This window comes from Aureimonas glaciei (genome assembly GCF_014643375.1).
Lineage (GTDB): Bacteria > Pseudomonadota > Alphaproteobacteria > Rhizobiales > Rhizobiaceae > Plantimonas > Plantimonas glaciei.
Genome location: NZ_BMJJ01000001.1, coordinates 92,601 through 117,391 on the forward strand (window position 1 = coordinate 92,601; position 24,791 = coordinate 117,391).

27 protein-coding genes and 2 tRNA genes are annotated in these 24,791 nt (G+C 67.1%); 13 read left to right on the forward strand and 16 right to left on the reverse strand.

Going from position 1 to position 24,791, the window contains the following annotated elements:
* Positions 1 to 148 precede the first annotated feature (148 nt).
* Positions 149 to 823 (reverse strand): (d)CMP kinase, encoded by a 675-nt coding sequence (gene cmk / locus IEX88_RS00440; protein WP_188848486.1) that lies wholly within the window; start codon positions 821 to 823, stop codon positions 149 to 151.
* Entirely contained in the window at positions 820 to 2,175 is a 1,356-nt protein-coding gene (gene aroA / locus IEX88_RS00445; protein WP_188848488.1) for a 3-phosphoshikimate 1-carboxyvinyltransferase, read from the reverse strand. The genes cmk and aroA overlap by 4 nt, the downstream gene beginning before the upstream one ends.
* Positions 2,176 to 2,537: 362 nt before the next feature.
* Between aroA and IEX88_RS00450 the strand changes: the two genes are divergently transcribed.
* Both IEX88_RS00450 and IEX88_RS00455 read left to right on the forward strand, forming a co-directional pair.
* Positions 2,538 to 2,945, forward strand: a complete 408-nt coding sequence (locus IEX88_RS00450) for a TIGR02300 family protein (protein WP_188848489.1) — start codon at positions 2,538 to 2,540, stop codon at positions 2,943 to 2,945.
* A 279-nt stretch (positions 2,946 to 3,224) separates the two neighbouring features.
* A tRNA-Ala gene (locus IEX88_RS00455) sits at positions 3,225 to 3,300 on the forward strand.
* A 140-nt stretch (positions 3,301 to 3,440) separates the two neighbouring features.
* Here IEX88_RS00455 and IEX88_RS00460 read toward each other — a convergent pair.
* The 6 genes from IEX88_RS00460 to hslV all read right to left on the reverse strand — a co-directional run bounded on the left by IEX88_RS00460 (position 3,441) and on the right by hslV (position 7,742).
* Positions 3,441 to 3,866 carry a response regulator gene (locus IEX88_RS00460; protein WP_188848491.1) on the reverse strand — a complete coding sequence of 142 codons (426 nt, stop codon included), beginning with the start codon at positions 3,864 to 3,866 and terminating at the stop codon, positions 3,441 to 3,443.
* A 95-nt stretch (positions 3,867 to 3,961) separates the two neighbouring features.
* Positions 3,962 to 4,246 (reverse strand): helix-turn-helix domain-containing protein, encoded by a 285-nt coding sequence (locus tag IEX88_RS00465; RefSeq protein WP_188849252.1) that lies wholly within the window; start codon positions 4,244 to 4,246, stop codon positions 3,962 to 3,964.
* Entirely contained in the window at positions 4,246 to 4,572 is a 327-nt protein-coding gene (locus tag IEX88_RS00470) for a type II toxin-antitoxin system RelE/ParE family toxin (RefSeq protein ID WP_188848493.1), read from the reverse strand. Before IEX88_RS00470 ends, IEX88_RS00465 begins: the two co-directional genes overlap by 1 nt.
* A gap of 177 nt (positions 4,573 to 4,749) precedes the next feature.
* On the reverse strand, positions 4,750 to 4,893 hold the full coding sequence (locus tag IEX88_RS00475) for a DUF1127 domain-containing protein (RefSeq protein ID WP_188848496.1): 144 nt from the start codon (positions 4,891 to 4,893) through the stop codon (positions 4,750 to 4,752).
* 311 nt (positions 4,894 to 5,204) lie between these two features.
* On the reverse strand, positions 5,205 to 6,935 hold the full coding sequence (locus tag IEX88_RS00480; protein WP_274604566.1) for an adenylate/guanylate cyclase domain-containing protein: 1,731 nt from the start codon (positions 6,933 to 6,935) through the stop codon (positions 5,205 to 5,207).
* Between the two features lie 246 nt (positions 6,936 to 7,181).
* Complete coding sequence (gene hslV / locus IEX88_RS00485; protein ID WP_188848497.1) at positions 7,182 to 7,742, reverse strand: ATP-dependent protease subunit HslV; 561 nt, start codon at positions 7,740 to 7,742, stop codon at positions 7,182 to 7,184.
* A gap of 209 nt (positions 7,743 to 7,951) precedes the next feature.
* Between hslV and hisB the strand changes: the two genes are divergently transcribed.
* From hisB to hisA, 4 genes are all read left to right on the forward strand, one after another.
* Entirely contained in the window at positions 7,952 to 8,560 is a 609-nt protein-coding gene (gene hisB, locus IEX88_RS00490; RefSeq protein ID WP_188848499.1) for an imidazoleglycerol-phosphate dehydratase HisB, read from the forward strand.
* Positions 8,561 to 8,588: 28 nt separating this feature from the next.
* Positions 8,589 to 9,083: a DUF2628 domain-containing protein gene (locus IEX88_RS00495; RefSeq protein WP_188848501.1), complete on the forward strand. Its 495-nt coding sequence runs from the start codon at positions 8,589 to 8,591 to the stop codon at positions 9,081 to 9,083.
* Positions 9,080 to 9,730, forward strand: coding sequence for an imidazole glycerol phosphate synthase subunit HisH (hisH, locus tag IEX88_RS00500; RefSeq protein WP_188849254.1), 651 nt, complete (start codon positions 9,080 to 9,082; stop codon positions 9,728 to 9,730). The genes IEX88_RS00495 and hisH overlap by 4 nt, the downstream gene beginning before the upstream one ends.
* 63 nt (positions 9,731 to 9,793) lie before the next feature.
* Positions 9,794 to 10,528, forward strand: a complete 735-nt coding sequence (gene hisA, locus IEX88_RS00505; protein ID WP_188848504.1) for a 1-(5-phosphoribosyl)-5-[(5-phosphoribosylamino)methylideneamino]imidazole-4-carboxamide isomerase — start codon at positions 9,794 to 9,796, stop codon at positions 10,526 to 10,528.
* Between the two features lie 502 nt (positions 10,529 to 11,030).
* Here hisA and IEX88_RS00510 read toward each other — a convergent pair.
* The 5 genes from IEX88_RS00510 to IEX88_RS00530 all read right to left on the reverse strand — a co-directional run bounded on the left by IEX88_RS00510 (position 11,031) and on the right by IEX88_RS00530 (position 13,009).
* On the reverse strand, positions 11,031 to 11,324 hold the full coding sequence (locus tag IEX88_RS00510) for a BrnA antitoxin family protein (RefSeq protein WP_188848506.1): 294 nt from the start codon (positions 11,322 to 11,324) through the stop codon (positions 11,031 to 11,033).
* Entirely contained in the window at positions 11,321 to 11,563 is a 243-nt protein-coding gene (locus IEX88_RS00515) for a BrnT family toxin (protein ID WP_188848508.1), read from the reverse strand. Before IEX88_RS00515 ends, IEX88_RS00510 begins: the two co-directional genes overlap by 4 nt.
* 112 nt (positions 11,564 to 11,675) lie before the next feature.
* The gene (locus IEX88_RS00520; protein ID WP_188848510.1) at positions 11,676 to 12,293 is read right to left on the reverse strand and encodes a ribonuclease D; all 618 of its coding nucleotides are present in this window, start codon (positions 12,291 to 12,293) and stop codon (positions 11,676 to 11,678) included.
* 120 nt (positions 12,294 to 12,413) lie between these two features.
* Positions 12,414 to 12,806: a type II toxin-antitoxin system VapC family toxin gene (locus IEX88_RS00525; protein ID WP_188848512.1), complete on the reverse strand. Its 393-nt coding sequence runs from the start codon at positions 12,804 to 12,806 to the stop codon at positions 12,414 to 12,416.
* Positions 12,806 to 13,009 (reverse strand): type II toxin-antitoxin system VapB family antitoxin, encoded by a 204-nt coding sequence (locus IEX88_RS00530; RefSeq protein ID WP_188848514.1) that lies wholly within the window; start codon positions 13,007 to 13,009, stop codon positions 12,806 to 12,808. Before IEX88_RS00530 ends, IEX88_RS00525 begins: the two co-directional genes overlap by 1 nt.
* A gap of 214 nt (positions 13,010 to 13,223) precedes the next feature.
* Between IEX88_RS00530 and ppk2 the strand changes: the two genes are divergently transcribed.
* The 5 genes from ppk2 (at position 13,224) to IEX88_RS00555 (ending at position 19,091) form a co-directional block, all read left to right on the forward strand.
* Positions 13,224 to 14,138 carry a polyphosphate kinase 2 gene (gene ppk2 / locus IEX88_RS00535; RefSeq protein ID WP_188848516.1) on the forward strand — a complete coding sequence of 305 codons (915 nt, stop codon included), beginning with the start codon at positions 13,224 to 13,226 and terminating at the stop codon, positions 14,136 to 14,138.
* A gap of 250 nt (positions 14,139 to 14,388) precedes the next feature.
* Positions 14,389 to 15,348 (forward strand): CorA family divalent cation transporter, encoded by a 960-nt coding sequence (locus IEX88_RS00540; protein WP_210319222.1) that lies wholly within the window; start codon positions 14,389 to 14,391, stop codon positions 15,346 to 15,348.
* A gap of 93 nt (positions 15,349 to 15,441) precedes the next feature.
* Positions 15,442 to 15,696 carry a DUF3297 family protein gene (locus IEX88_RS00545; protein WP_188848517.1) on the forward strand — a complete coding sequence of 85 codons (255 nt, stop codon included), beginning with the start codon at positions 15,442 to 15,444 and terminating at the stop codon, positions 15,694 to 15,696.
* Between the two features lie 128 nt (positions 15,697 to 15,824).
* Positions 15,825 to 17,066, forward strand: coding sequence for an SAM-dependent methyltransferase (locus IEX88_RS00550; protein WP_188848519.1), 1,242 nt, complete (start codon positions 15,825 to 15,827; stop codon positions 17,064 to 17,066).
* A gap of 117 nt (positions 17,067 to 17,183) precedes the next feature.
* Positions 17,184 to 19,091 carry a putative bifunctional diguanylate cyclase/phosphodiesterase gene (locus tag IEX88_RS00555; RefSeq protein ID WP_188848521.1) on the forward strand — a complete coding sequence of 636 codons (1,908 nt, stop codon included), beginning with the start codon at positions 17,184 to 17,186 and terminating at the stop codon, positions 19,089 to 19,091.
* A 287-nt stretch (positions 19,092 to 19,378) separates the two neighbouring features.
* Here the strand turns inward: IEX88_RS00555 and IEX88_RS00560 are convergent, their stop codons facing one another.
* The 3 genes from IEX88_RS00560 to IEX88_RS00570 form a co-directional block, all read right to left on the reverse strand.
* Positions 19,379 to 21,307, reverse strand: a complete 1,929-nt coding sequence (locus IEX88_RS00560) for an acyltransferase family protein (protein WP_188848523.1) — start codon at positions 21,305 to 21,307, stop codon at positions 19,379 to 19,381.
* Positions 21,308 to 22,029: 722 nt separating this feature from the next.
* Complete coding sequence (locus tag IEX88_RS26715; protein ID WP_308423821.1) at positions 22,030 to 22,245, reverse strand: Arm DNA-binding domain-containing protein; 216 nt, start codon at positions 22,243 to 22,245, stop codon at positions 22,030 to 22,032.
* A 283-nt stretch (positions 22,246 to 22,528) separates the two neighbouring features.
* A tRNA-Leu gene (locus IEX88_RS00570) sits at positions 22,529 to 22,613 on the reverse strand.
* Positions 22,614 to 23,013: 400 nt separating this feature from the next.
* Between IEX88_RS00570 and IEX88_RS00575 the strand changes: the two genes are divergently transcribed.
* Positions 23,014 to 24,015 (forward strand): complex I NDUFA9 subunit family protein, encoded by a 1,002-nt coding sequence (locus IEX88_RS00575; protein ID WP_188848525.1) that lies wholly within the window; start codon positions 23,014 to 23,016, stop codon positions 24,013 to 24,015.
* Between the two features lie 17 nt (positions 24,016 to 24,032).
* The gene (locus tag IEX88_RS00580; RefSeq protein WP_188848527.1) at positions 24,033 to 24,791 is read left to right on the forward strand and encodes a sulfite exporter TauE/SafE family protein; all 759 of its coding nucleotides are present in this window, start codon (positions 24,033 to 24,035) and stop codon (positions 24,789 to 24,791) included.

Genomic DNA, 24,791 nt, shown 5'->3' on the forward strand with positions numbered 1-24,791 from the left:
ATCCCCTTGCGGGAAGAGCACCGGCTGGCGCGGTGGACCGGCCTTGGGCAGGGTTCTCGAATCTCGGCCCGCCGGCAGGGCGCGAAGGCGCACCGTCACCGGAATGGCCAAAAAGGGCGCGCCCTCCTGCGAGAGCCGCCCTCATGCCTCATTCCGCGCGATTCAGGGACCGATCGATCAGTCCGCAAGCCGTCTGGAATGCGGTTTCTATATCCATTTCGCTGGTATCGAGCAAGTGGGCGTCCGCGGCGGGCTTCAGCGGCGCCGTGGCTCTCCCGGCATCGCGCGCGTCGCGCTCCTTCACTTCGGCGAGGATGCGTTCGTATTCCGGCGGCCGGCCCTTCGCCGCCAGTTCGTCCGTCCGGCGGCGGGCGCGCACCTCGGCCGAGGCGGTGACGAAGATTTTGACGTCGGCGCCCGGGCAGATCACGGTGCCGATGTCACGCCCGTCGAGCACGGCGCCTTTCGGACCTGCCGCAAAGGCGCGCTGGAAATCCTCCAGCGCCTGGCGCACCGGCGGGTGGACCGCGACGCGCGACGCGCGTTCGCCGGCCTCGTGGCCGCGCAGCGGCGGTTCGTCGAGATGCGCGGGCTCGAGCCCCCGGGCGATCTCCCCGGTCGCGACCGGGTCGTCGAGATCGACGCCGCGCTCGAAAGCGAGCTTGCCGATGCCGCGATAGAGAAGGCCCGTGTCGAGATAGGGCAGGTGGTAATGCTCAGACAGGCGCTTGGCGAGCGTGCCCTTGCCGGCCGCCGCCGGCCCGTCGATGGCGATGACGAGCGATTTCGCGCGCACCGTGTCGGCCCGATCACTCCCGGTCATTCGGCAAGGCTCTCGAGCTTGGCGCCGAGCGCCGTCATCAGACCGGTGAATTCGGGAAAGCTCGTGGCGATCATCGCCGCGTCGTCGATCGTCACCGGCTTTTCCGCGGCGAGGCCGAGGACGAGAAAACTCATGGCGATGCGGTGGTCGAGATGCGTCGCCACCGTGCCGCCGCCGATGCCCTTGCCATCCGGCCGACCGGTGACGGTGAGGCTCTCCGGGCCTTCGACATGCTCGACGCCGTTGGCGGCAAGGCCCGCGGCGACGGCGGCGAGGCGGTCGCTCTCCTTGACGCGCAGCTCCTCCAGCCCCTGCATCACTGTCCGCCCTTCCGCAAAGGCGGCGGCGACGGCGAGCACGGGATATTCGTCGATCATCGACGGCGCCCGCTCGGCCGGCACGGTGACGCCCTTCAGCGCCGAATGGCGCACGCGCAGGTCTGCGACGTCCTCGCCGCCCGAGGAGCGCGGATCGAGGATCTCGATCGAGGCGCCCATCTCCGTCAGCGTCGCGATCAGCCCGGTGCGGGTCGGATTCATCAGCACGTTGAGGATGGTGACGTCCGAGCCCGGCACGATGCAGGCCGCGACGATCGGAAACGCGGCCGAGGACGGATCGCCCGGCACGACGAAATCGGCGACGCCCGACAGTCTGCCCTGACCCTCCAGCCGGATGGTCCGCACGCCCGCGGCATCGGTCTCGACCGAGACCGTCGCGCCGAACCCTTCCAGCATCTTTTCGGTGTGGTCGCGCGTCATCACCGGCTCGATCACCGTGGTTACGCCCGGCGCGTTGAGGCCGGCCAGCAGCACCGCCGACTTCACCTGCGCCGAGGCCATCGGCACGCGGTAGCTGATCGGCGCGGCGACGCGCGGTCCGCGTATCGACAGCGGCAGCCGGTCGCCGGTGCGCGCGGCGACCTGGACACCCATCAGCCGCAGCGGATCGAGCACGCGGCCCATCGGCCGGCGCGACAGCGAGGCGTCGCCGGTAAAGGTCGCGCCGAAATCATAGGGGCCGACAAGGCCCATGGTCAGCCGCACGCCGGTACCGGCATTGCCGAAATCGATCGGCGCCTCGGGCTCGAGCAGGCAGCCATTGCCGACGCCGTCGACGAGCCAGTGCGCGCCTTCCTTGACGATCTTCGCCCCCATCGCCCGCATCGCGCGGCCGGTCGCGAGCACGTCCTCGCCCTCTAGAAGACCGCTGACGCGGGTGCGCCCGGCCGCCAGGCCCCCGAACAGGAAAGCCCGGTGCGAGATCGACTTGTCGCCGGGGATTTTGGCCGCGCCGGCAAGGCCGGGACTCTTTGACGCCTGCATCGGCTGGGGCGCCGAATCATGTCCGCTCATGGCTTGTCGCCTTCCTTCCCGGCCCCCATTTCGGGCGAACCGGGCTGTCTTCAGCAAGGGCGCCGCTCGAAGGCCCTCTTCGCGGCCGGAGTTAGCACGGGAGAAAAGGGCGCGTCACCCTGAGGCCGGCAGGATTTCGGCCCGGCAAGGCGCGGATTTTGCGCTGTCGCGCAGCGCCCGGCTTCCGCTTTGACAAGCTTTCGTGCACGACGTAAGGGACCAACCGGTTTTCTTGCCCGCGCGCCTGTTCCCAGCGCCGGGACAGGGACGGCAGGCGCCCCGCCGATCGGGTGCCCCGTCCCCTCTGCCCGGCGCGTGGCGCGGGGCGATCCAGCAGACATTTGAAAGACGCGAGGCACCCCATGGCAAATCCAGAACTCGGCACCAAACGCATCTGCCCGGAGACGGGACGCAAGTTCTACGACCTGAACAAGGATCCGATCGTCTCGCCCTATACCGGCACGAGCTATCCCGTCTCCTTCTTCGAGATCCCGGCCCGCGCCAAGCGCGGCGCCGCCGCCGTCGTCCCCGAGGCCGAGGCCGAGGTCCCCGAGGTCGCCGACGACGCCGAGGACGCGCCCGAGACGGTGTCGCTGACCGACATCGAGGAGGACGAGGAGGTCGCGGTCAAGAAGGACACGATCGACATCGACGACGACGAGGACGAGGAAGTCGAGGCCGACGACGCCGACACCTTCCTCGAGCCTGACGAAGACGAAGACGACGACATGACCGACATCATCGGTTCGCGCGACGACGACGACGACTGATCGATTCGGCACCTTCCCGCGCGGCGCCATCGGCGGCGCGCGGCAACGCCGGCGAGGAGGCTGCCCCTCCCGCCTTTGCGGGCGCAGGCGCTTCCTCAAAAAAGGCGCGGCGCGACCGCAAGCCTTCGCCAAGCTGACTTTCCGGCCCGGCATGACGGCCAAATGACGACAAAGCGGATTTGCCGCTTGACCCTCCCGGCAGGCTTCAGTATGAACCCGCCACACCCGAAGCGCCCCAAACGTTTCGGTCCGGACCGCGCCTTCGGGCGACGCTCCCGTGGGGCCATAGCTCAGTTGGGAGAGCGCTTGCATGGCATGCAAGAGGTCGTCGGTTCGATTCCGTCTGGCTCCACCAATTCACGTTTCGCTGAAAATCATGTCTCCCGCTGACGGAATGATCGCGCCGTATCGCTGCGTCTCGTCGGAATAGGGCTTCGGGCTCGGGCTCCCTCGTCGGACCGACCTGACGCCGCGCCGTGTCGATCGCTGGTTGCCTCAATGCGCCCGCGTCTTCGCCTTCAGCGGTTCGGGCTTCTTGCCCTCCGGCAGGAGCCGCCGAAGGTGGTCGTAGATTACGTCCTGGGAAAACGGCTTGCGCACGAACATGGCGCCCTCGGGCATCAGCTCCGGGTGCGGGTCGGCGACGGCCGAGGCGATCAGGATGCCGATATCGGGCCATCGCTCGGCCGTCAGGCGGGCAAGATCGAACCCATTGCGGTCACCCGGCATCTGGACGTCGGTGAAGAGCAGGGTGATCTCCGCCGCATACTCGATCAGCACGGCTTCGGCGGCATCGACATTGCTGGCTTCCAGCGGCCTGAAGCCGGCGTCGCTCAAAATATCCGAGGCATCCATCAGGATCAGCGCATCATCGTCGACGACGAGAGCGAAGGGGCGGCGGTCGTCGAGGGGCTTGTCCATGGCAGCGTGAATGCCGGGCGGCCGGAAAGGGTTCCTGTTGTCAACGGTAGCGTGTCCGATGACGAGGGGCATGCCGAAGCATCGACGATGCGATGCTAGGCGGCCGTCTTGCCGATTCGCCACTCGACGGTCAGGCCGGCGCTGCCTGCCAAGACCATCAGAGCGTCCAGGCTGAACTTGTCGATACGGCCGCGCAGGAGATCGCTCATGCGCGGCTGCGACACGCCAAGCCGTCTCGCGGCCTCGGCCTGTGTCAGCTTCCAGCCGAGGACGGCCTCGCGGATCGCCGACATCAGACCCGAGCGGGCCTTCATGTTGGCCGCTTCCCCGGGCGAATCCTCCAGGGCGTCCCAGATACTGTCAAAACGGTGTTCGGTCATCATCTCCGTCCCCGTACAAGGTCGTCGAAGCGCGCCTTCGCGAGGGCAATGTCGCGCCTGGACGTCACCTGCGCCTTCTTCTGGAAGGCATGAAGCACGTAGACGGCTTCTTCGAAGGTGGCGACATAGACGACCCGGTAGGCGCCTGTCGCGTCGCGCACCCGGATCTCGCGGACGCCGGGACCGATCGTCGTCATCGGCTTCCAGTCGTCGGGGTCGAGTCCCCGCTGCACCCGGTCGATCTGGAAACCGATCCGACGCCGTGCGTCTTCTGAAAACGACCGCAACGCGTCGAGCGCGCTTCCGAGGAAAGCCACCGGCTTCATCGGCCGACTATATCAGGTTGGATATAGGAGTCGAACGGAAGCCTGCCCCGGAAACGACAACGCCCTTGCCGGGGGAGGACCGGCAAGGGCGTCTTGGGTTGGCCGTCGGCGGTGGGAGGAACCGCGCGGCCGATCCGCTGGGGTCGTGGGAGGACGACCCCGGCGAAGCTCGAATTCTTAGCGGACCGCCTGACGGGCGATCATCGGGATGTCGGCGCGGGAAATGCCGAGGTCGGCGAGTTCGCGGTGCGACAGACGGTTCAGTTCGGCCTCGGTGTTGCGGGCCTGGCGCCAAGCCTGGAAGGAGCGGGCGATGTTCATGGCAGTATCCTTTGCGGTCCAGCCTCTCGTCGGTGGTGGCTGGGCGGTTCGTTTCGTTCGACGTCCCCGATATAGGCGATCGCGGTCATGCATAGGAGCGCTGATCGGGAATGGCAGACCCTGCATTTTCAGCTATCGGCCGGGCGCAGAACGGCTATGTGCACGATGCATGGCTGGGGATCGTGACATGCGAACTCAGGCCATACGAACGAGGGTCGGCGCGCGCCGACAACGTTCTTCTTCGCCCCTCCGGGGAGACGTGCCCGGCAGGGCGATGAGGGGGAGCGCCAGCGGGCGCACGAGATCGCCGCCTACCCCGCCACCGCCATCTTTTCGTCGAGGCGCCTGGCGTCGGTGACGACGAGCACGTCGAGCGGGGCGCTGCGGCCGCGGATGGCGACGATCTTGCGCTTGCCGGCCTTCAGCGGCAGGCCGCCGCGCTCGGCGAGCTCGACCGAGACGACGAGTTCGGCGTCGTGCTCCTTGGCGACGGTCTCGAGCCGGCTGGCGGTGTTGATGGTGTCGCCGACGACGGTGAGGCTGGCCGCGCGGCCATAGCCCATGTGGCCGACGATCGCCGCCCCGGTGTGCAGGCCAATGGCGACGCGGATGCGGGCGCCGCCGAGCTCCTGCGCCAGCGTCCTGTTCAGCGCGTCGGCGGCGCGGGCGATGCGCGCGGCGGCGATCAGCGCGTCGGCGCAGGCGGCATCCTGCGGCTTGCCGAGGCCGAACAGCGCCAGCGCGCCATCGCCGATGAACTTGTCGAGATAGCCGTCAGAGCTCTCCACCGCCTCGCCGACGGCGGCGAAGAAGCGGTTGAGGAGGAAGACCGTATCGAAGGGCAGGCGCCGCTCGGTCATGGCGGTGAAGCCACGCAGGTCGCAGAACAGCACGACGATGCTGCGTTCCGCCCCGGCGCGCCAGGCCAGCGTCGCGCCGCCGTCGAGGCGCGGCAGCTCGGCGGTGACCACGGGCGCGACGCGCAGGTTCGCCGTCGGGCGCAGCTGGCAGGCGAGGCGGATGTCGCTGGGGGCATCGATCCGCTCCAGCGTCGTGCGCTCGGCCGCATGCGGCGGCGGCAGCGCGCCCTGTCCCTCGATCACCCGCACCCGGCAGGTCGAGCAGCGGCCCTTGCCACCGCAGACCGCGACATGCGGGATGCCGCCGATGCGGCTCGCTTCGAGCACGCTGGTCCCGATCGGCACGGCGATGACCTGGCCTTCTGGATAGGTCACCCGGAAACCGCTGAGGAGCCCGCGTCGCTGCTTCAGCGCTCGGGCGAGGAGAGTCGCGGCGATGGCACCGAAGTAGAGCGCGTGCACGGCGAGGCTCGCTTGGGCGGCCAGCGCCGCGCCGGCCGGCGTCGCGGGATGGCGGACCACGGTGACGAGGCCGCTGCCGATCTCCTTGCCGGCGGCGACGAAGCCGAGGATCGAGAGCACCGGCACGAGCAGCGCGATGGTGAAGGCGGGGAGGGCGATGCGCGGGAACCAGGGCCGGAAGCGCAGCCAGAACCACAGGCCGAGGCAGCCATGCACCCAGGCGACGACGAGCGCCGCCACTTGCTGCAGAGCATTCGCCGGCGCGGCCCACAGCGCGTGCACGACATGCGCATAGTCGGCGTCGTGCCCCGTCGTCTGCTCGGCCAAGCCGACGGCGAGAACGTGCGGGATGATCAGGAGCGGCAGTCCGAGGCCGAACAGGATCTGCATCGCCTCGCGCATGGGCATGCGCAGTGTCCGACGCTTGTACAGCGCATGCAGCGCCAGGGCGAAATGCACCATCAGCGCGACGTAGAACAGCGCCCGCATCGGCCCGCCGCCCCAAATCCGCCCGAACCACTTTTCGCCCTCTTCCATCGCTGTCAGCGACACGAGACCCAGCGCGTGGTTGGCGAAATGCAGGGCGATGAAGGCGAAGAGGACGAGCCCCGTCACCAGGCGGATGCGGCGCTCCGTCCAGAATGCCGCCGCCCGGCGCAGCTGCCGCAGCCGAGCCGGAAACGGCCGGCCGGCCGGCCGGGGGCGCTCGGCAAGGCTCAAGTCGCCTTCATCCGGACCGGGGCCGGCAGGCAAGGGGAACGAGCGTTCATCAGATGGCCGTCCCGCTTCGGTGCTCTGTTGTCACGGTCGCTTTTCCGCCAGTCGACGGACGGCTCCCGCGATCACGCTCCCGGGCCGCAGGCCTGCCCCGGCCCGATGGCGTGGGGGTCCCGCCCGCGCCGACGGACGCCGCCGCCGTCGCGCCGCCAGGGGCCGGCGCCGCGCGGTCGGTCCGCGCCTCGGACGTCACAGGGCTCCCTCGATGCTCTCGAGGACGATGTTGCCATTGGTGTAGATGCAGATCTCGCCGGCGATCTTCATGGCCCGGCGGGCGATCTCCTCGGCGTCGTAGTCGGTGTCGGCGAGGGCCCGCGCGGCGGCGAGCGCGTAATTGCCGCCCGAGCCGATCGCCATGATGCCGCCCTCCGGCTCCAGCACGTCGCCATTGCCGGTCAGCGCCAGGGTGATCGACTGGTCGGCGACCAGCATCATCGCCTCCAGCCGACGGAGATAGCGGTCGGTGCGCCAGTCCTTGGCGAGCTCGACCGAGGCGCGCATCAGCTGGTCGGGATATTGTTCGAGCTTGGCCTCGAGGCGCTCCAGCAGGGTGAAGGCGTCGGCGGTGGCGCCGGCGAAGCCGGTGATGACATTGCCGCCCTTGCCGATGCGCCGGACTTTCCGGGCATTGCCCTTCATGATCGTGTTGCCGAGCGACACCTGGCCGTCGCCGGCGATGACGACGCGGCCGCCCTTGCGCACGGTGACGATGGTGGTGGAGTACATGGTGGCGGGGTTGTGCTCTTGCATGTCGTCTCTTTCCGATGCGGCGGACGATGTTGCCGTCCGCCTGTCGGGGCCTCATGTAAGGGCTCGTGCCGCCGGCGCCAAACCGGCGCCGCGTTGCCGGAGATGGCGCGGCGATTGCCGGCGGATTTGTGGCGGGCGGGCCTTCGCGCCCGCGGCGATCTGCATTAAAGCGAAGGCCGAGGCCGGGCACCGGCGGAAGAGGACGTGAGATGAGCGAGACCGCGGGCCGGCGCATGGCAGAGATCGTGCGCAAGACCAACGAAACCGCGATCGAGGTGCGCGTCGACCTCGACGGATCGGGCCGGGCGGACGTCGCCACCGGCGTCGGCTTCTTCGACCACATGCTGGAGCAGCTCGCCCGCCACTCGCTGATCGACATCACCGCCCGGGCCGACGGCGATCTGCACATCGACGACCACCACACCGTCGAGGACACCGGCATCGCGCTCGGCCAGGCGATCCGTCAGGCGCTCGGCGAGCGCCGCGGCATCCGCCGCTACGCCTCGCTGGACCTCGCCATGGACGAATGCCTCACGCGCGCGGCGGTGGATGTTTCCGGCCGTCCGTTCCTGGTGTTCAAGGTGGAATTTCCGCGCGAAAAGATCGGCACCTTCGATACCGAGCTGGTGCGCGAGTTTTTTCAGGCGCTGGCGCAGAATGCCGGCATCACCCTGCACATAGAGAACCACTACGGCGACAACGCCCACCACATCGCCGAGACCTGCTTCAAGGCGGTGGCGCGGGTGCTGGGCGAGGCCGTTGCCATCGACCCGCGCCAGGCCGACCTCGTGCCCTCGACCAAGGGCGTTCTCGCGTGAGCCGCCGGCTCTGCCAGGGTGGCGGGGCATGACGCGCTACGTCGTGTTCGAGCCGCCGTCGGACGACGGCGTCAGGCCGAGCGAGGGCGCGGTGTTCCTGCGCGACGGTGTGACGAAATGGGCGGTGGTGCTGCCGTGGCTGTGGCTCTGGCGCCATCGTCTGGTGCTGGCGGGTTTCGCCGTCCTGGCGTTGGATCTCGGTCTCGGCTGGGCGGCGGAGCGGGCCGGCCTCGGGCTGGCCGGCCTCGTCCTGCCGCTGCTCCTCGGCCTCTTTGTCGCGCTGGAGGGCCCGAGCCTTCGCGCCGCCCGTTACCGCCGCCGCGGTTTCGAGGAGGTCGCCGTCGTCGACGCCGCGGACGAAGCGGAGGCGACGATCCTCTATTATGCCGGCGGCGCGGCCGGGGCGGGACCGACCTCGGCCGCCGCCGCGGGCACTCCCATAGCAACCGGCGGGCCTCTCGCGCGCCGGTTGGCCGAGCGCCGGGCCTCGCTCGGCCTCTTCGATTCGCAAAGGGTGCGCTGATGCTGGCGATCATCGACTACGGCTCGGGCAATCTGCGCTCGGCGACAAAAGCCTTCGAGCGCGCCGCGCGCGAGGCGGGGCTGGAGACGGACATCGTCCTCACCGACGATCCCGAGACCGTCCGCCGCGCCGACCGCGTCATCCTGCCGGGCGTCGGCGCCTATGCCGACTGCCGCCGCGGCCTCGACGCCGTGCCGGGAATGACCGAGGCGCTGGTCGAGACCGTCGAGACGCGCGGCCGTCCGTTTCTCGGCATCTGCGTCGGCATGCAGCTGATGGCGACGCAGGGCCTGGAAAAGACCGTCACGCGCGGTTTCGGCTGGATTCCCGGCGACGTCGCCCCGATCGTGCCGAACGATCCCCAGCTGAAGATCCCGCAGATCGGCTGGAACACGATTCACGTGAAACATGCCCATCCCTTGCTCGCCGGCATTCCGACGGGGGAAGACGGCCTGCACGCCTATTTCGTCCACTCCTACCAGCTGCAGGTGGAGAACGAGGCGGACCTCGTCGCCACCACCGACTATGGCGGCGACGTCACCGCCATCGTCGCCCGGGACAACAAGGCCGGCACCCAGTTCCACCCGGAAAAGAGCCAAAAGCTCGGCCTGGCCCTGCTGACCAACTTTTTGACCTGGGCGCCCTGAGCCCGGCAGACCCTGTCCGTCTCGTTGCTCTGCCTTTCCGCCCGCTGTTCTGAAGGCCCCGCCATGCCCATCCTCTTTCCCGCCATCGACCTGAAGGAGGGCGCCTGCGTGCGCCTGAAACTCGGCGACATGGACCAGGCGACCGTCTACAACGCCGATCCGGCGGCGCAGGCGCGAGAATTCCGTGACCTCGGCTTCACGCATCTGCACGTTGTCGACCTGAACGGCGCCTTCGAGGGAAGGGCGGTGAATGCCGGCGCGGTCGAGGCGATCCTCGCCGAGGTCGGGGGCGAGATGGCGGTGCAGCTCGGCGGCGGCATCCGCTCGATGGCCGACATCGAGCGCTGGCTGGAAAAAGGCGTCGGCCGGGTAATTCTCGGCACCGTCGCCCTGCGCGATCCGGCGCTGGTGCGCGAGGCGGCGAAGCGCTTTCCCGGCCGCATCGTCGTCGGCATCGACGCCAAGGGCGGTCTTGTGGCGGTCGAAGGCTGGGCCGAGACCTCGGCGCTCTCCGTGGTGGACCTCGCCCGCCAGTTCGAGGACGCCGGCGTTGCGGCGATCGTCTACACCGACATCGACCGCGACGGCATCCTCGCCGGCATCAACTGGGAAGCGACCATCGATCTGGCGGAAGCCGTCTCGATGCCGGTCATCGCCTCCGGCGGCCTCGCCTCGATCGCCGACATCGTCCGCCTGACCATGCCGGACGCTGCGAAGCTTGAGGGTGCGATCTCGGGTCGCGCCCTCTACGACGGCCGCATCGACGCGGAAGAGGCGTTGAGGGTTCTGGCGGGGTAGGGCGCGCGGCTCCTACTCGCGTTTCCTGCCGTGCGCGACCGTTTCCATGCCCCTCATCCTGAGCCCGTCGAAGGGCGAGGGGCACGCACGACCGTCGTGCCGACCCCCCGTGGTTCGACAGGCTCACCATGAGGGACTTGGCGTCGGGCTCTGCATGGGCCCGGGAGACGACCGACGGAGACGCCAACGTGCTGGCATCCGGCCGAAGGCTGCGGCCTCTAGATTTCGTCATCCCGGCCTTGAGCCGGGATCCATGCCGAGGCGACGACGATCCCCTCCGGCTCAGGATAGGCTCCGGCTGGCAAGGCGCCATCCCAAGGGAATGTCTACCGGACCGCGCTTGTTCAGCGGCTTGGCATGGATCCCGGGTCAAGCCCGGGATGACGAGCGGAGAAGGATGCGCCACCCTCGGCCTTTTGCAGCGAGCGCGAAAGAACTGCTCGCCGCAGGCCCATAGCTGCTGGCCCGTGGCCGCAAAGAAGGGCCCTTGCGTAATCGCCGTTTAGGCGACGTCATCCAGCCACCGCCGCAGCGCGTCGTTGGCGCGCGACTCCCAGCCCGGTCCTGTCGCCCGCATCCGCTCGACGAGATCGCCGTCGAGGTCGACCGAAACTTTCGGCTTTGCCGCCTGGAGGTCGAGCGCCGCCTGCGCGGCGACGAGCCTAGCATAGAGTTCCGGCATCGCCTCGGCCATCGGCTTGGCCTGAGCCAGTTCCTCTTCGGTCAGTTCCGGACTGTCGACCGCGTCCCAGTCCTCGCGACTGTAGCCGCGGCCCTCGACGAATTCCTTAGTCACAACAGCCTCCTTTCACCGCGTGAGGCAGGGCGCATGCTGATGATGGAGACCGCCTCTGCTCCCAGCGGCGCAAAGACCACCGTGGTTGGACCGTCGAGATCAGCAATGGCAATCAGGCGACCGTTCCTGGCCGGAACGATCGCTGCCCTGATGAAGAAGTGGACATCGATTGCGGCAAAATCCATCCCGTGCTTTTCGAGATTGGCCCGCCGTTTGCGATCGCCCCAGACCATCTTCATGGGACGAATATACAAGTATCGAGGAGATCTCGCGAGTCAGATCAAATGATCCGACCCGTCACCTTCCGGCAGCTCCGGGGCAAGGGGAGACCGCCGCCCGGCCGCTCCCCCCTCACACCGAGTGCGAGAAAATATCCTGTTCGTCCCAGCCGAGAAGGTCGAGTTTGGCGCGCGTCGGCAGGTAGGCGAAGGTCTCGCGGGCGATGTCGAGCCGTTCCTCGCGTTCGAGCTTCTTCAAGAGCACGGCCATCAGGTCGTGCAGATAGAGAACGTCCGAAGCGGCGTATTCGATCTGCGCCGGCGACAGCGTCTCGGCGGCCCAGTCGGAGGACTGCTGCTGCTTCGACATGTCGACGCCGATCAGCTCCTTGGTGAGATCCTTCAGCCCGTGCCGGTCGGTGTAGGTGCGCGTCAGCCGCGAGGCGATCTTGGTGCAGAACACCGGCGCCGTCATCACGCCGAAGGCGTGGTAGAGCGCGGCGATGTCGAAGCGGGCGTAGTGAAAAATCTTCACCCGGGTCGGATCGGCGAGGAGCTGGCAGAGGTTCGGCGCCTCGCGCTGGCCCTTGGCGATCTGCACCACGTCGGCGGTGCCGTCGCCGGAGGACAGCTGCACGACGCAGAGCCGGTCGCGCCTTGTGTCGAGGCCGAGCGTCTCGGTGTCGATGGCGACCGAGCCGGTGTAGCGGGCGAGGTCGGGCAGGTCGCCCTTGTGGACGCGGATGGTCATGGAAAGCCTCTTCGGGATCGCGCGGCCCGCACCGCGGAGCCGCCAGGAATGTGCGCTGCTGGCGCCGTCCTGCTGTCAGAAACGCAAACCACCGTCCGGGTCAAGCAGAAGCCCTGCGCGTCAGGCCGCCTCGATGTCGGTCGCAGCGAAAGCGCGGCCCTTGTAGAGCAGGGGCAGACGATAATAGCGCGCCGCGGCATAGGCGAGGCAGTCGTCGCGCGTCAGCCCGGCGGGCCGGCCCGGGCCGAAGCGGCCGAGCGCCTCGGCCGCCGGCGCCACCAGCTGCACCGGAAGCGACACCACCTTGATCCCCATCAGTGCCAGGAATTCGCGGACCGCGGCCTCGCTCTCGACCGGCGACAGGCCGAGCGCCGCGGCGACGCCCTCGGCCGCCTGCAGCGCCGCCACGGGCGAGGTCAGGCGCTGCGGCGCGCCTTGCAGGCGGGCGGCCAGGATGCGCGCCTCGTCCTCGTCGAGCAGCATGGCGAGTAGCGCAGAGACGTCGACGAACATCAGGTCTCCGGCCGGGCGGCGGCGCGCGCCTTGAGATCGCGGCAGAAGGCGGCGGCGAGGTCGGGCAGGGCGGGCTTGGCCGCCTCGCGCGCCACCGCTTCCTGCAGCGCCAGATGCACCGCGTCGGTCAGGCCGAGATGCTTCATCCCGGCAAACTTTCGCGCCAGCGCGTCGGTCTCGGCATTCTTGATGTGAAAGGGCATGCGGCACCGTCGATCCCGGGGATAGATCACCGGGTATAGAAGGATATCCTGTTCTGTCCAGCCGGGCGCGCCATCCGCAGATCGCGGAAGTATAACATGGGATCCGCGGGAAGCGGCAGACCCGGTGCGGCGGTGTGACGCCGAGGGGTCTGCGCTGTCACATATCCGCAATCAAAACCGCGCAAGGCTGCGGCAAAGCCTCGAGGATCCCGCCATGGACAACGCCCAGCCGCCGCGCCGCATCGCCGACTTCGACCGGATGCGCGCCGAAATCGCCGATTCGCTCGACGAGGAACTCGAACTGCAGATGGACGAGGAGAGCCTGGAGCTTCCCGCGGCCGATGCCGCAGCGGCGGGGCTCGAGCGCCGCCGCTATTTCCGCGAGCTGTTCCGGCTGCAGCGCGAGCTGGTGCGGCTGCAGGACTGGGTGCAGGACCAGAAGCTGAAGGTCGTGGTGATCTTCGAGGGCCGCGATTCCGCCGGCAAGGGCGGCGCCATCAAGCGCATCACCCAGCGCCTCAACCCGCGCGTCTGCCGCGTGGTGGCGCTGCCCGCCCCCTCCGAGCGCGAGCGCAGCCAGTGGTATTTCCAGCGCTACGTGCCGCATCTGCCGGCCGGCGGCGAAATGGTCCTGTTCGACCGCTCCTGGTATAACCGCGCCGGCGTCGAGCGCGTCATGGGCTTCTGCTCGCCGGACGAGGTCGAGGAGTTCTTCCGCACCGTTCCCGATTTCGAGCGCATGCTGGTGCGCTCGGGCATCATCCTCATCAAGTACTGGTTCTCGATCACCGACGAGGAGCAGGAATTCCGCTTCAACATGCGCATCCACGATCCCTTGAAGCAGTGGAAGCTCTCGCCGATGGACGTCGAATCGCGCCGTCGCTGGGAGGATTATACAAGGGCGAAGGAAGCCATGCTCGAGCGCACGCACATTCCGGAAGCGCCGTGGTGGGTGGTCGAGGCGGTCGACAAGAAGAAGGCGCGGCTGAACTGCATCGCCCATCTCCTGGCCCAGATCCCCTATCAGGACGTCGCCAAGCCGGAGGTGACGCTGCCGCCGCGGGTGCGCCACGACGACTATGTCCGCCACCCCGTGCCGGCCGACATGTACGTGCCGGAAATCTACTGAGACGCCCGCTGCCGGTGATGCCCGACGGTGATCGCCGGCCTGCGGCGATCGCCGGCCACGGCCGCCCGCGACGGCGGTTGCGCTTGCGATCGGACGCTGCCAGCGCAATGCTCGGCCTGCGCCTTTCCTCACCTCCCTCTTCCGGACTTTTCGACTGACCGCTCCGCCCCCTGCCGCGTCTCCGGCGCACCCCATCATTCCCGCGACCCGGCCGAGCCTGATCTGGGGCTTCGAGTTCGCCGATGGCGCCGTGGCGGCCCTAAATCGGCAGGGTGGGCGGGACGAGGGCTCGGGGCGCGATCCCGTCGACGACCCCCTGCCGCCGCCAGGCCGCCTGCGCTGGTTTCACGTGAATCTCGCCGACCAGTCGAGCTGCCGCTGGATCGCAGACCTCTCGTGTCTGCCCGAAGCGGTCCGCGATCTGCTCCTGTCGCCGGAGGGCCATCAGCGCGCTTTGGTCGAGGGCGGCTTCGTTGCGCTGGTGCTGCACGACTTCGAGGTCGACTTCGGCAAGGACGAGACCTCCCGCATCGGCGCCCTGCGGGTCGCCATCGGCCCCGGCCTGATGATCACGGCGCGGCACCACCCGCTGCACGCCGCCGACATCGTCAAGCGCCGCATCGACGCCGGCGCGCGGCCCGTGGGCGCCGCCGAGGCGCTGGATCTTCTCGTCACTGCGATCGCCTCCATCGCCGCCCGCTCGACGCAGGCGATGACCGCGCGGATCCAGGCGAGCGAGGACGCGCTGCTGTCCGACGGCTGGGAGCCGGACCCGCGCGACCTCGTCGCCTGGCGTCGTCGCAGCGTGCAGCTGCATCGCCAGCTCTCCGGGATCCGCGGCGTGCTGCTACGGCTTGAGGAAGACGAGGATCTGCCGCCCCTTCTGTTGCCGGCGGTCGAGCGGCTCGGCCAGCGCGTCGCTGCCCTCGACAGCGATGTCGTCTCGGCCCAGAGCGATCTGCGCCTCCTGCGCGACGAACTCGACCTCCAGGCGCAGCGGCGCACCAACCGCAATCTCTACGTCCTGTCGATCCTCTCGGCGCTGCTCCTGCCGGCGACGCTCGTCACCGGCCTCTTCGGCATGAACACCGCCGGCATGCCCTTCGCACATTCGCCCTGGGGCACCGTCTTCGGCGCCCTCGCCGCGGCAGCTTCCGCGGGCGCGGTCTATGTCTGGCTGCGACGGCAGGGGTTTTTGGACGGGCGGTAGACGGGCGCGGACCTTCAGGATGCGCCCGGGAGTTGGCGAAACTGCCGCGACCGGCTATGGCCACGACCATCCCATTGAAAAACGAGCTTTGCCATGACCGAAACCGACACCCCCGCGCTGCCCGACCGCCTCGCCGCCGATCCGACGAGCCCGTTCCACGACGCCGAGCTTCTGGCGCGCGGCATCGGCGTGCGCTTCAAGGGGGTCGAGAAGACCAATGTCGAGGAATACTGCGTCTCCGAAGGCTGGATCCGCGTTCCCGCCGGCAATGCCAAGGACCGCCGCGGCAATCCGATGACGCTGAAGCTCAAGGGCCCGGTCGAGGTTTATCTGCGCGACCCCGAATAGCGGCCTCGCCGAATCGAGCGGCGGCCTCTCCGCCTTCGGTGGTCGGCCATGCAAGCAGCTGATGCCGGTGCTGTTGCATCGGCGCCCCGGCATGCCAGACTGCCCGCGGTCTTGCCGGGAGCCTGCCGATGTTTCCCCTGTCGCACATGCTGAAGCGCTTCATCCAGACGGGGCGGCTCGACGTCATCGACGCCGATGGCCGGCGTCACGTCTTTGAAGGCACGCCCGGCCGCACGGTGGTGATGCGGCTGTCGGACCGCGCGCTCTACCGCAAGCTCGTGTTCAACCCGGACATGAGCGCCGGCGAGGCCTATACCGAGGGCACGCTTTCCTTCGAGGAGGGCTCGTCCCTGCGCGATTTCCTCGCGCTCTTCTCCGACAACCGCCGTGGTCTCGGCAGCTATCCCTTGCAGAAATTCGTGCGAAAGCTGTCGGGGCCACTGCGCCAGCGGCGTCTCAGCAACGTCGTCGGCAAGGCGCAGGAAAACGTCGCGCACCACTACGATCTCGGCAACGACTTCTACAGGCTCTTCCTCGACGCCAACATGCTCTATTCCTGCGCCTATTTTCGCCAGGAGAGCGACAGCCTGGAGACCGCGCAGCGCAACAAGCTGCGGCTCTTGGCCTCGAAGCTCGACCTGAAGCCCGGCCAGCGCGTGCTCGACATCGGCAGCGGCTGGGGCGATCTCGCGCTCTACATCGCGGCGATGGAAGAGGTCGAAGTCTTGGGCGTCACCCTTTCCACCGAACAGCAAAAGCTGTCGACGGAGCGCGCCGCGGCAGCGGGCCTGTCCAACCGCGTGCGCTTTAAACTTCTCGACTACCGCAAGGTGACGGGAAAGTTCGACCGCATCGTCTCGGTCGGCATGTTCGAGCATGTCGGGCTCAGCCACTACGACGAGTTCTTCGGCCAGATCAACGCGCTGATGCCCGACGACGGCATCGCGCTGCTGCACTCGATCGGCCATATGAGCCCGCCGGCGCGCACCTCCTCCTGGCTGCGGAAATACATCTTCCCCGGCGCCTATTCGCCCTCGCTATCGGAAGTGTTTTCCGTCGTCGAGCGCCACTCGCTCTGGGTCGCCGACGTCGAGGTGCTCCGGCTCCACTATGCCAAAACCCTCGCCATCTGGGAGGAGCGTTTCCAGGCCAACCGGCCGACGGTGGTGGAGATGTATGGCGAGCGTTTCGCCCGGATGTGGGAGTTCTACCTCCTCTCCTGCGAGACCATGTTCCGCACGGGCGCGCAGATGGTCTTCCACCTGCAGCTCTGCCGCGAGCGCACCGCCGTGCCGATCGTGCGCGACTATACCGTCGACACCCAGCGCCGGTACGCCGCCCGCGAGGCCGAGATGCTGCCGGCGGAATGACCCGCGCGCCGTGGCCGGCACCGGTCGGCGCGCGAAACGACAAATGCGGTGATGTTGCTTAAGGTCTTTAGAACGCGGCTGTGATCTTCTGGGCATGAGATCAACCGCGAGCCAGAGATGTCGTTCACGCCCCAGTCTCCTCTGCATGCGCTCCAGACCGAAATTCTCGAAGCGATCGCCACCGGGCTGAGCTTCAAGGACGTCGCCATGCTGCTGTGCCGGCGGGCCGAGGCGCTGGCACCGGACGCCCTGTGCACCATTGCCACGGTCGACGAGGCCGGGTTGCTTCGTCCCCAGGCGGCACCCAGCATGCCGGATGATTATCTGACGTCGACCGACGGCATCGCCATCGGCGAGGGGGTGGGCTCCTGCGGCACCGCTGCTTTCCGCGGCACGCCGGTGGAAGTCATCGACATCGCCACCGACCCGCTCTGGGCACCCTACAAGGCGCTCGTCCTGCCACTCGGGCTGCAGGCCTGCTGGTCGAGCCCGGTCGCGGCGCCCGACGGCAGGGTCGTCGCCACCTTCGCCTTCTACTATCGCAGCCAGCGCGGACCGACGCCGCTCGAGCGCGACATCGTGGCGACCTGCGTGCATCTGTGCACGATCGCCACCGCCCATGCCGAAATCCAGCGCCGCAACCGGCGCCTGGCCTACTACGACCAGCTCACCGACCTGCGCAACCGCCGCAGCTTCGACCAGAATGCTGCCGAGATGCTGGCGGGACCCGACCCCGTTTTCGGGCTTCTGCTCGTCGACATCGACCATCTGAAGGTCGTCAACGACACGCGGGGCCATGTCGTCGGCGACCTTCTGATCCGCGAAGTGGCGGGGCGGTTGCAGCATCTGGGGGGAACCCCCTACCGGATCGGCGGCGACGAGTTCGCCCTGCTGGTCCCGGACTGCCGCGATGCCTGCGCGCTGGAAGCCTTCGCCCACAAGGCGCTCGGCAAGATGGTCGCGCCCTTCGTCTGCGACGACAGCGAGATCGTGCCGTCCGTCACCATCGGCGGCGTCGTCTACGGCCGAGACGGCCGGGATTTCGACACCCTGCGGCAGAACGCCGACTTCGCCCTCTACCATGCCAAGCGCCGGCAGCGCGGCGGCTATGCCGGCTTTGCCCGCGACATGCGGGCGGCCCAGATGGCCCGCACCGAGACCATCGCGCGCGTCGACCGGGCACTGGCGGACCAGCGCATCCTCACCCATTACCAGCCGCTGGTGCGCCTCGATACCGGCGCCATTGTCGGCGTCGAGGCGCTGGCGCGGATGCGGACTCCGGCCGGCGACATCGTCAGCGCCGGCGCCTTCCACGCCGCCTTTGCCGATCCGACCGTGTCGCTGCGCCTGACCGACGTCATGCTCGCCCAGGTCGCCCAGGACATCCGCACCTGGCTCGACAACGCCATTCCCTTCCGCCATGTCTCTATCAACTTGTCGATGGCCGATTTCCAGCGCGGCGATCTCGACAGCCGCCTCTCCGCGGCCTTTGCGGTGGAAGGCGTCAGCCTCGAGCATCTCGTCCTGGAAGTGACCGAAAGCGTCTTCATGGACGGTCCGGGCAAGGAGGTGGCGCGCGCCATCGAGCGGCTGCGTGGCAAGGGCATGCTGGTCGCGCTCGACGATTTCGGCACGGGCTTCGCCTCGCTCACCCATCTCCTCAGCTTTCCCGTCGACATCATCAAGATCGACAAGTGCTTCATCGACAAGATTCTGACCGACCGGCCGAGCCGGGCGATCGTCGAGGCGCTGATCGACATCGCGCGCAAGCTCGGCATGAACACGGTGGCCGAGGGCGTCGAGGACGCCGCCCAGGCCGAATGCCTGCGCGATATGGGCTGTGTGCTCGGTCAGGGCTACCACTTCGCCCGCCCCGCCGACGCCAAGACCACTTGGCAGTTGCTGCAGCTCTTCGCCAAGGCGCCGAACGCGGCGGGCAGGGAGAGCAAAGCGTCCGTCGCGCCGCCACGTCTCCAGCACGCGGTGGGCAAGGGCGCCGAGGCGATTCGCAAGGACTGGTGCTGACGCGGCAGAGGTAGCGGCGGCAGCAAAGCGGGTCGATGCCGGCCGCAGGCGGCGATCCGCCGACCTGCCGCCCTGGCCAGTGCGCCCGGGTCACCCAGGTTCGGACTGGGACGACCGGCGGTTGTTGGGGATCATGCCCGCGCTGCAGATCGTCCTAGGCGGCAAAGTATTCCTGCTGCTGGGGCAGAGGACAAGCCATCACAATGCCTTGGCGAATAGTACACAAGGGTCTGCTTCCTCAATGGCCCGAATCAATTCGCCGATGCGAAGGCGAGCGCTAGCCGACCCTACGGAGCACGGCTGCCGACGAGATGTCCTGTCCGAATACGTTGCACGAGTTTGGACAATTCAGCCCCGATGAGGGTGCTCCCGTCCGCGCTAAGATGGCTCATATCTTGGTAGAGCAGAATCCCCTGCTTCTCGATCGGACACACTTGGTCGCTGCAGAGAACCGGCAGGGGGTCGAAAATCCAAGCGTTGTTCAGCCCCTTTACGCTCTCCTCGACGACCCGGTCGTAGTCGCTCCGAGTTTCCGCAATCTCCGAAAGGGGGCGGTCACACGCCATAGGACGGCGCCGCGGAATGGGCAACGCTCTTGAAGCGCAGGCAAAGATTGATCCGACCTCGCCGCGTGTGGGTATCGACTTGAAAACAACTACCTTCTTGCCGTGCTCCGAGAGATATTGAACCGTCCGGCGTAGGCCCGCTTCGTAAGCCTCGGCTCCCGTTCCTGACATCGGATCAGATTGTTCTGCTAAAAGATCACGATAGTAATACATCATATACTGGTTGGAGATCACCACGACGTCGACCGTCGGGTCATTTATAATTTCCTCAAGTGCATCTTTCGTCATCTCTGGCGTACCGTTCCAAGAGGAGGCTAACGTTACTGTTGGACGATAGACTGTCCCGATCAGAAACGGCCAGCCCGGACTGGCAGCCATTCGAAGTTGTTTTCCATAGATCGCGCTCAGTCCCGGTGCCAAGTGACCAGCATTGCTGTCCCCCAAGACCACGAGCTTGGAGTCACTAGTTATCGGGTTAATCGGTAGATCGGACGATTCCGATAAAACGCCGGCATAGCGGCTTTCGAGACCATCCTGGACATAAATGAAATAGCCGACGGTGCCGACGGCTATTAGGAGACCTGTCAGGGAAAAGGCGATTCTCCCCCGCCACCGACTGTGGTTTCGGATGGGGCGCTCGACCAAGTGGTATGTCCCAGCGGAGAGCAGGAATGTCAGAGCTATGCCGCCCCAAAGATACTCCGGGGATACTTCACCGTTCTCAAGAATCCTGGAATAGGCGAGCACCGGGAAGTGCCACATGTAAAGCGGGAAGCTAATCAGACCGACATAGGTGATCCAGCGGTTCGAAAGAATCGCATTTGGCCAAGCTCGCGTCCCTGCGGCAATAATGAGGACAGTTCCAAACACGGGCAGAATTGCGTATTTACCTGGAAACTGCTCGGGTGGGATCGGAATCAGCAAAGCTGCGGCTATCAGTGCGATCCCGAGTATTGCACTGCCGTTCCGCAATAATGAGCCGATTCTTGCTGCAAGCATCGGTCGGTGCTGATCAGCTATGGCCAGAAGTCCGCCCGCGGCCAACTCCCAGACACGCGCCAATGGAAGATAGAACGCGGCCGGCTGATTGGAATCAACAGACCACAAATTCCAGCAGAGCGAAGCAAGAAAGACGGTAGCAAGCGACGCGACGAGCAATCCTCGTCGCCACCATACCGCCCATAGTAGCAGCGGCCAGACTAGATAGAACTGCTCCTCGACCCCTAGGGACCATAGATGAAGCAGTGGCTTAAGCTTTGCATCAATGTCCCAGTATCCGCCTTCAAGGAAGGCGTTGATATTTGCGCCAAAGGCCGCGCCCGAAAATGCCGATCTGCCGAGACGCTGATACTCTGAGGCAAAGAGAGAAACCCAGCCGAAGGCGAGGCATGCGGCGAGGACCAAGACCAGCGCCGGGAATATTCGGTTTGCACGCCGGATGTAGAAATCCACCACACTGAAAGAGCTAGCTTGCAGTTGCGTCCCAATAATGCCGGTGATCAGAAAACCTGAGATGACGAAAAAGATGTCGACCCCGATGAAGCCATTCTTAAGCGAGTCCGGGAAGGCATGAACAATGATAACGAGGAGGACGGCGACGGCTCGCAGTCCGTCGATCTCCGGCCGATAGTTGATGACATGCCCCTTCACGCGGAATCCTCTCGCCCTGCTATCGCCGTCTGTTAGCGCTCTGTGGCGAGCGATGCCATCAATGCCCTTGTGGCAATAGCCGGAACGACCCGGTTTATGAAAGCGAAAACCAGTCGACCCGCTCAACGCACCTGTGTCGCGAGAAATGCGATCATCTGCCGCGCTGTGTCTGGATCAATCGCGCCAAGGGAGTACTCGTCATCCATTGGTACGAGGCGCCGATGGCGACCACGCCGATCCGGCCGGGGCCAATTCCGACGACCACCATTCAGCCATCTGAGCCGCTCATCCCAGTAAGCCGCACGATGATAGGCGCGCCGTACCTCGTCCGCGCCGACGTGCCCTAGCTCGGCCTCGATCGCATCCGCAGGCCATTGACCGCTCTCACTCAGAAGCGAGGAGGCAGATGCACGAAATCCGCGTGACGCCATCTCTTTGTTGGTGAAGCCCATTCGCCGCAGCGCGCCGTTCAGCGTGTTTCTCGCTCATCGGACGGAAGGATCTGTGTATGGCAGGGAAAACGAGGCATCCCGAGACGGACCGCGCCTGCACGCTCTCAAGAATGGCAACGGCCGCATCGGAAAGGGGTCTGCGATGCTCCCGTCGCATCTTTGTTCGCGCGGCAGGGATTGCCCAAACCCGCTTCGCCAGATCGAACTCGCTCCATTCCACCAGCCGCAACTCGGCCGGTCACGGATAGAGCAAGGCAAATGCCTTGCGCTTCAACGCGGCGAAGCGGCACGAGGAGCCGTCAACGCGATCCGATCGAGCTTTGATTTCTCGGATGGATCGACGTTCCGTTTCACGAGTGACTTCGCGGTGTCGCGTCGTGCGCGGGCATCCGCTAGCGAGACCGTCGGATAGGGACCGAGTGAGGGAAGCTTTTGTTTTTCACCGAAGCGATAGACGATCCGCCAGAGCTCGAGCCGGTGGACGATACCAACAGATGTAGGCCACCGCCAACACTGTGCTTGGCGGGTCGCTCAGATGGCCTGAAAGCCTTGATTTGCAGGTCACAGCGCGGCATTCGGCCTAGCGCTTGTTGGTATCAAAATTCCATCAAACCGCCTTCGACAGCGGATACCAACAGAACTACCAACAAACCATTCGGATACCAACATCCCTCGCCGGACTATGCCGGACAAGAATCTCATCATTCGTTGAGGTTTTGGACACTGTTCGGATCGCTTCGGATCGCTTCGGATCGCTTCGAACAGGGAATGGTGCCCAGGAAAGGACTCGAACCTTCACACCTTGCGGCACACGGACCTGAACCGTGCGCGTCTACCAATTCCGCCACCTGGGCACTGGGGCGGAGCATTAGTGGGTCGGCAAAAGCCTGTCAACGCGGATTTCGCATCGCGGTGGGATTTGGCGCCGTGTGACGCTGGCGGGCCGCGCGGGACAGCCGCGGCGACAAGGCGGGTCGGGCGTCGCGCTTTGGCGAGGGGCGGGCGAGGCCCGGGCGGGGAGGGGCGACGGCGACGGCGGGGCAGGCCGCGGGCCGGCCCGACGGGGTGGCGGGGCGCGCCGATTTGCGCCTTCACCTCCGGCGGTTTAGCGGCTATGAGGCTGAAGAGCGTTTTGGGCCGCAAGGCGGGGGCTGCGCGGCAAGGCGCGGCGTCCGAAAGGCCCGGGGCGGACGGCAGGCCCCAAAGGGGTCGAGGCTCCCAGGGGCCGAAGTCCCAAAGGGGCAAGGAGCGGATATGGCGATCGATACGGAACAGACGGTGACGGTCTTCGGCGGCTCGGGCTTTCTCGGCCGCTATGTCGTCAGGGAACTCGCCAAGCGCGGCCACCGCATCCGCGTCGCCTGCCGCCGGCCCGATCTCGCCTATCACCTGCAGATCACCGGCAATATGGGCCAGGTCATGCCGATCCAGGCGAATCTGCGTTTCCCCTGGTCGATCGAGCGGGCCGTCGAGGGTGCCGACCACGTCGTCAATCTCGTCGGCGTCCTCGCCGAGACCGGCCGCCAGACGTTTGACGCGCTGCAGTCCTCGGGCGCCCGCGCCGTGGCGGAGGCGGCGCGCGCCGCTGGCGCCGGCATGACGCAGATGTCGGCGATCGGCGCCAATGCCGGCGCGCCGTCGGCCTATGCGCGGACGAAGGGCGAGGGCGAACAGGCGGTGCTGGGCGCCGTGCCGGACGCGCGGATCCTTCGGCCCTCGATCGTCTTCGGCGCCGAGGACCAGTTCTTCAACCGCTTTGCCGAAATGTCGCGCTTTGCACCTTTCCTGCCCCTGATCGGCGGCGGCGCCACGCGCTTCCAGCCGGTCTACGTCAACGATGTGGCGCAGGCGGTGGCGATGTGCGTCGACGGCAAGGTGCCGGGCGGCACGGTCTACGAGCTCGGCGGCCCCGAGATTCTCACTTTCCGCCAGATGATGGAAAAGATGCTCGCCGTCGTCCAGCGCAAGCGGCGTTTTCTGAACCTCTCCTTCGGTGCGGCCGAGCGGCTGGCCAGCATGATGCGGCTCGTGCCCGGCGCGCCGCTGACGACGGACCAGGTGGAGCAGCTGAAGAGCGACAACGTCGTCTCGGACCTGGCCATTGCCGAGGGCCGGACCTTGGCCGCCTTCGGCATCCAGCCGCAGCTCCTGGAAGCGGTGCTGCCGACCTATCTCGTGCGCTACCGGCCGCAGGGCCAGTTCACACAGCCCGACCCCCAGGCTTCGGGGCCTGCGAACCGGGAAGAGGCGGCCTGAGCGCAAACGTCGCCGCCATGGCGGACGCCTTCCTGCCGGCCGGTCTCGCCCCGTCCGTGGCTCTCCTCCTCGTCGCCGCGAGTTTTCTGACCTCGGCGACGACCGCGGCCTTCGGCCTCGGCGGCGGCCTCGGCATGCTGGCGGTGCTCAGCCTCTATCTGCCGGTCGCGGTGCTGATTCCGGTGCACGGCCTCGTCCAGCTCGGCTCGAATGTCGGCCGCGTGGTCATGCAGCGGGCGAGCGTCGCCTGGCCGGCCGTCTGGCCTTTTCTCCTCGGCGCGGTGTTCGGCGCGCTGATCGGCGCCCGCTTCGTCGTGGCGCTGCCGGAAGCGGTGCTGCAGACCGCGCTCGGCATCTTCATTCTCGTCCTGACCTTCGTGCCGATGCCGCGGCTCGGCGCGCTGACGGCGCCGGGCTTTGCCCTGATGGGGCTGGCGACGACCTTTCTCACCATGTTCTTCGGCGCGACCGGGCCGATCAATGCGGGCATTCTCGCTCAGACCTTTCGCGACCGGCAGGTGCTGGTCGGCACCATGGCGGCGACCACCGCCGTCCAGCATGCGCTGAAAGGGCTCGCCTTCTTCGCGCTCGGCGTCGGCTTCGGCCCCTATCTGCCGCTGGTCGGGCTGATGGTGGCGAGCGGCTTTGCCGGCACCATCGCCGGCACCGCCTTTCTGCGCCGGCTGGACGAGACCTGGTTCCGCCGCATCCTGAAGGCGATCCTGACGCTGCTCGGGCTCGATCTCCTGCGCCGGGGTCTCACCGGCCTGTTCTGA

What these genes read in the sequence shown, in the direction of transcription:
- IEX88_RS00495 (WP_188848501.1), top strand. Translation starts at nt 8,589, where the DNA reads ATGACGCGCTACGTCGTGTTCGAGCCGCCGTCGGACGACGGCGTCAGG.
- IEX88_RS00575 (WP_188848525.1), top strand. Translation starts at nt 23,014, where the DNA reads ATGGCGATCGATACGGAACAGACGGTGACGGTCTTCGGCGGCTCGGGC.
- hslV (WP_188848497.1), bottom strand. Translation starts at nt 7,742, where the DNA reads ATGCAAGAGCACAACCCCGCCACCATGTACTCCACCACCATCGTCACC.
- IEX88_RS00520 (WP_188848510.1), bottom strand. Translation starts at nt 12,293, where the DNA reads ATGACCATCCGCGTCCACAAGGGCGACCTGCCCGACCTCGCCCGCTAC.
- IEX88_RS00470 (WP_188848493.1), bottom strand. Translation starts at nt 4,572, where the DNA reads ATGAAGCCGGTGGCTTTCCTCGGAAGCGCGCTCGACGCGTTGCGGTCG.
- hisB (WP_188848499.1), top strand. Translation starts at nt 7,952, where the DNA reads ATGAGCGAGACCGCGGGCCGGCGCATGGCAGAGATCGTGCGCAAGACC.
- IEX88_RS00475 (WP_188848496.1), bottom strand. Translation starts at nt 4,893, where the DNA reads ATGAACATCGCCCGCTCCTTCCAGGCTTGGCGCCAGGCCCGCAACACC.
- ppk2 (WP_188848516.1), top strand. Translation starts at nt 13,224, where the DNA reads ATGGACAACGCCCAGCCGCCGCGCCGCATCGCCGACTTCGACCGGATG.
- hisA (WP_188848504.1), top strand. Translation starts at nt 9,794, where the DNA reads ATGCCCATCCTCTTTCCCGCCATCGACCTGAAGGAGGGCGCCTGCGTG.
- IEX88_RS00555 (WP_188848521.1), top strand. Translation starts at nt 17,184, where the DNA reads ATGTCGTTCACGCCCCAGTCTCCTCTGCATGCGCTCCAGACCGAAATT.
- IEX88_RS00525 (WP_188848512.1), bottom strand. Translation starts at nt 12,806, where the DNA reads ATGTTCGTCGACGTCTCTGCGCTACTCGCCATGCTGCTCGACGAGGAC.
- IEX88_RS00545 (WP_188848517.1), top strand. Translation starts at nt 15,442, where the DNA reads ATGACCGAAACCGACACCCCCGCGCTGCCCGACCGCCTCGCCGCCGAT.
- IEX88_RS00550 (WP_188848519.1), top strand. Translation starts at nt 15,825, where the DNA reads ATGTTTCCCCTGTCGCACATGCTGAAGCGCTTCATCCAGACGGGGCGG.
- IEX88_RS00465 (WP_188849252.1), bottom strand. Translation starts at nt 4,246, where the DNA reads ATGACCGAACACCGTTTTGACAGTATCTGGGACGCCCTGGAGGATTCG.
- IEX88_RS00515 (WP_188848508.1), bottom strand. Translation starts at nt 11,563, where the DNA reads ATGAAGATGGTCTGGGGCGATCGCAAACGGCGGGCCAATCTCGAAAAG.
- IEX88_RS00450 (WP_188848489.1), top strand. Translation starts at nt 2,538, where the DNA reads ATGGCAAATCCAGAACTCGGCACCAAACGCATCTGCCCGGAGACGGGA.
- IEX88_RS00580 (WP_188848527.1), top strand. Translation starts at nt 24,033, where the DNA reads ATGGCGGACGCCTTCCTGCCGGCCGGTCTCGCCCCGTCCGTGGCTCTC.
- aroA (WP_188848488.1), bottom strand. Translation starts at nt 2,175, where the DNA reads ATGAGCGGACATGATTCGGCGCCCCAGCCGATGCAGGCGTCAAAGAGT.
- IEX88_RS00530 (WP_188848514.1), bottom strand. Translation starts at nt 13,009, where the DNA reads ATGCCCTTTCACATCAAGAATGCCGAGACCGACGCGCTGGCGCGAAAG.
- cmk (WP_188848486.1), bottom strand. Translation starts at nt 823, where the DNA reads ATGACCGGGAGTGATCGGGCCGACACGGTGCGCGCGAAATCGCTCGTC.
- IEX88_RS00460 (WP_188848491.1), bottom strand. Translation starts at nt 3,866, where the DNA reads ATGGACAAGCCCCTCGACGACCGCCGCCCCTTCGCTCTCGTCGTCGAC.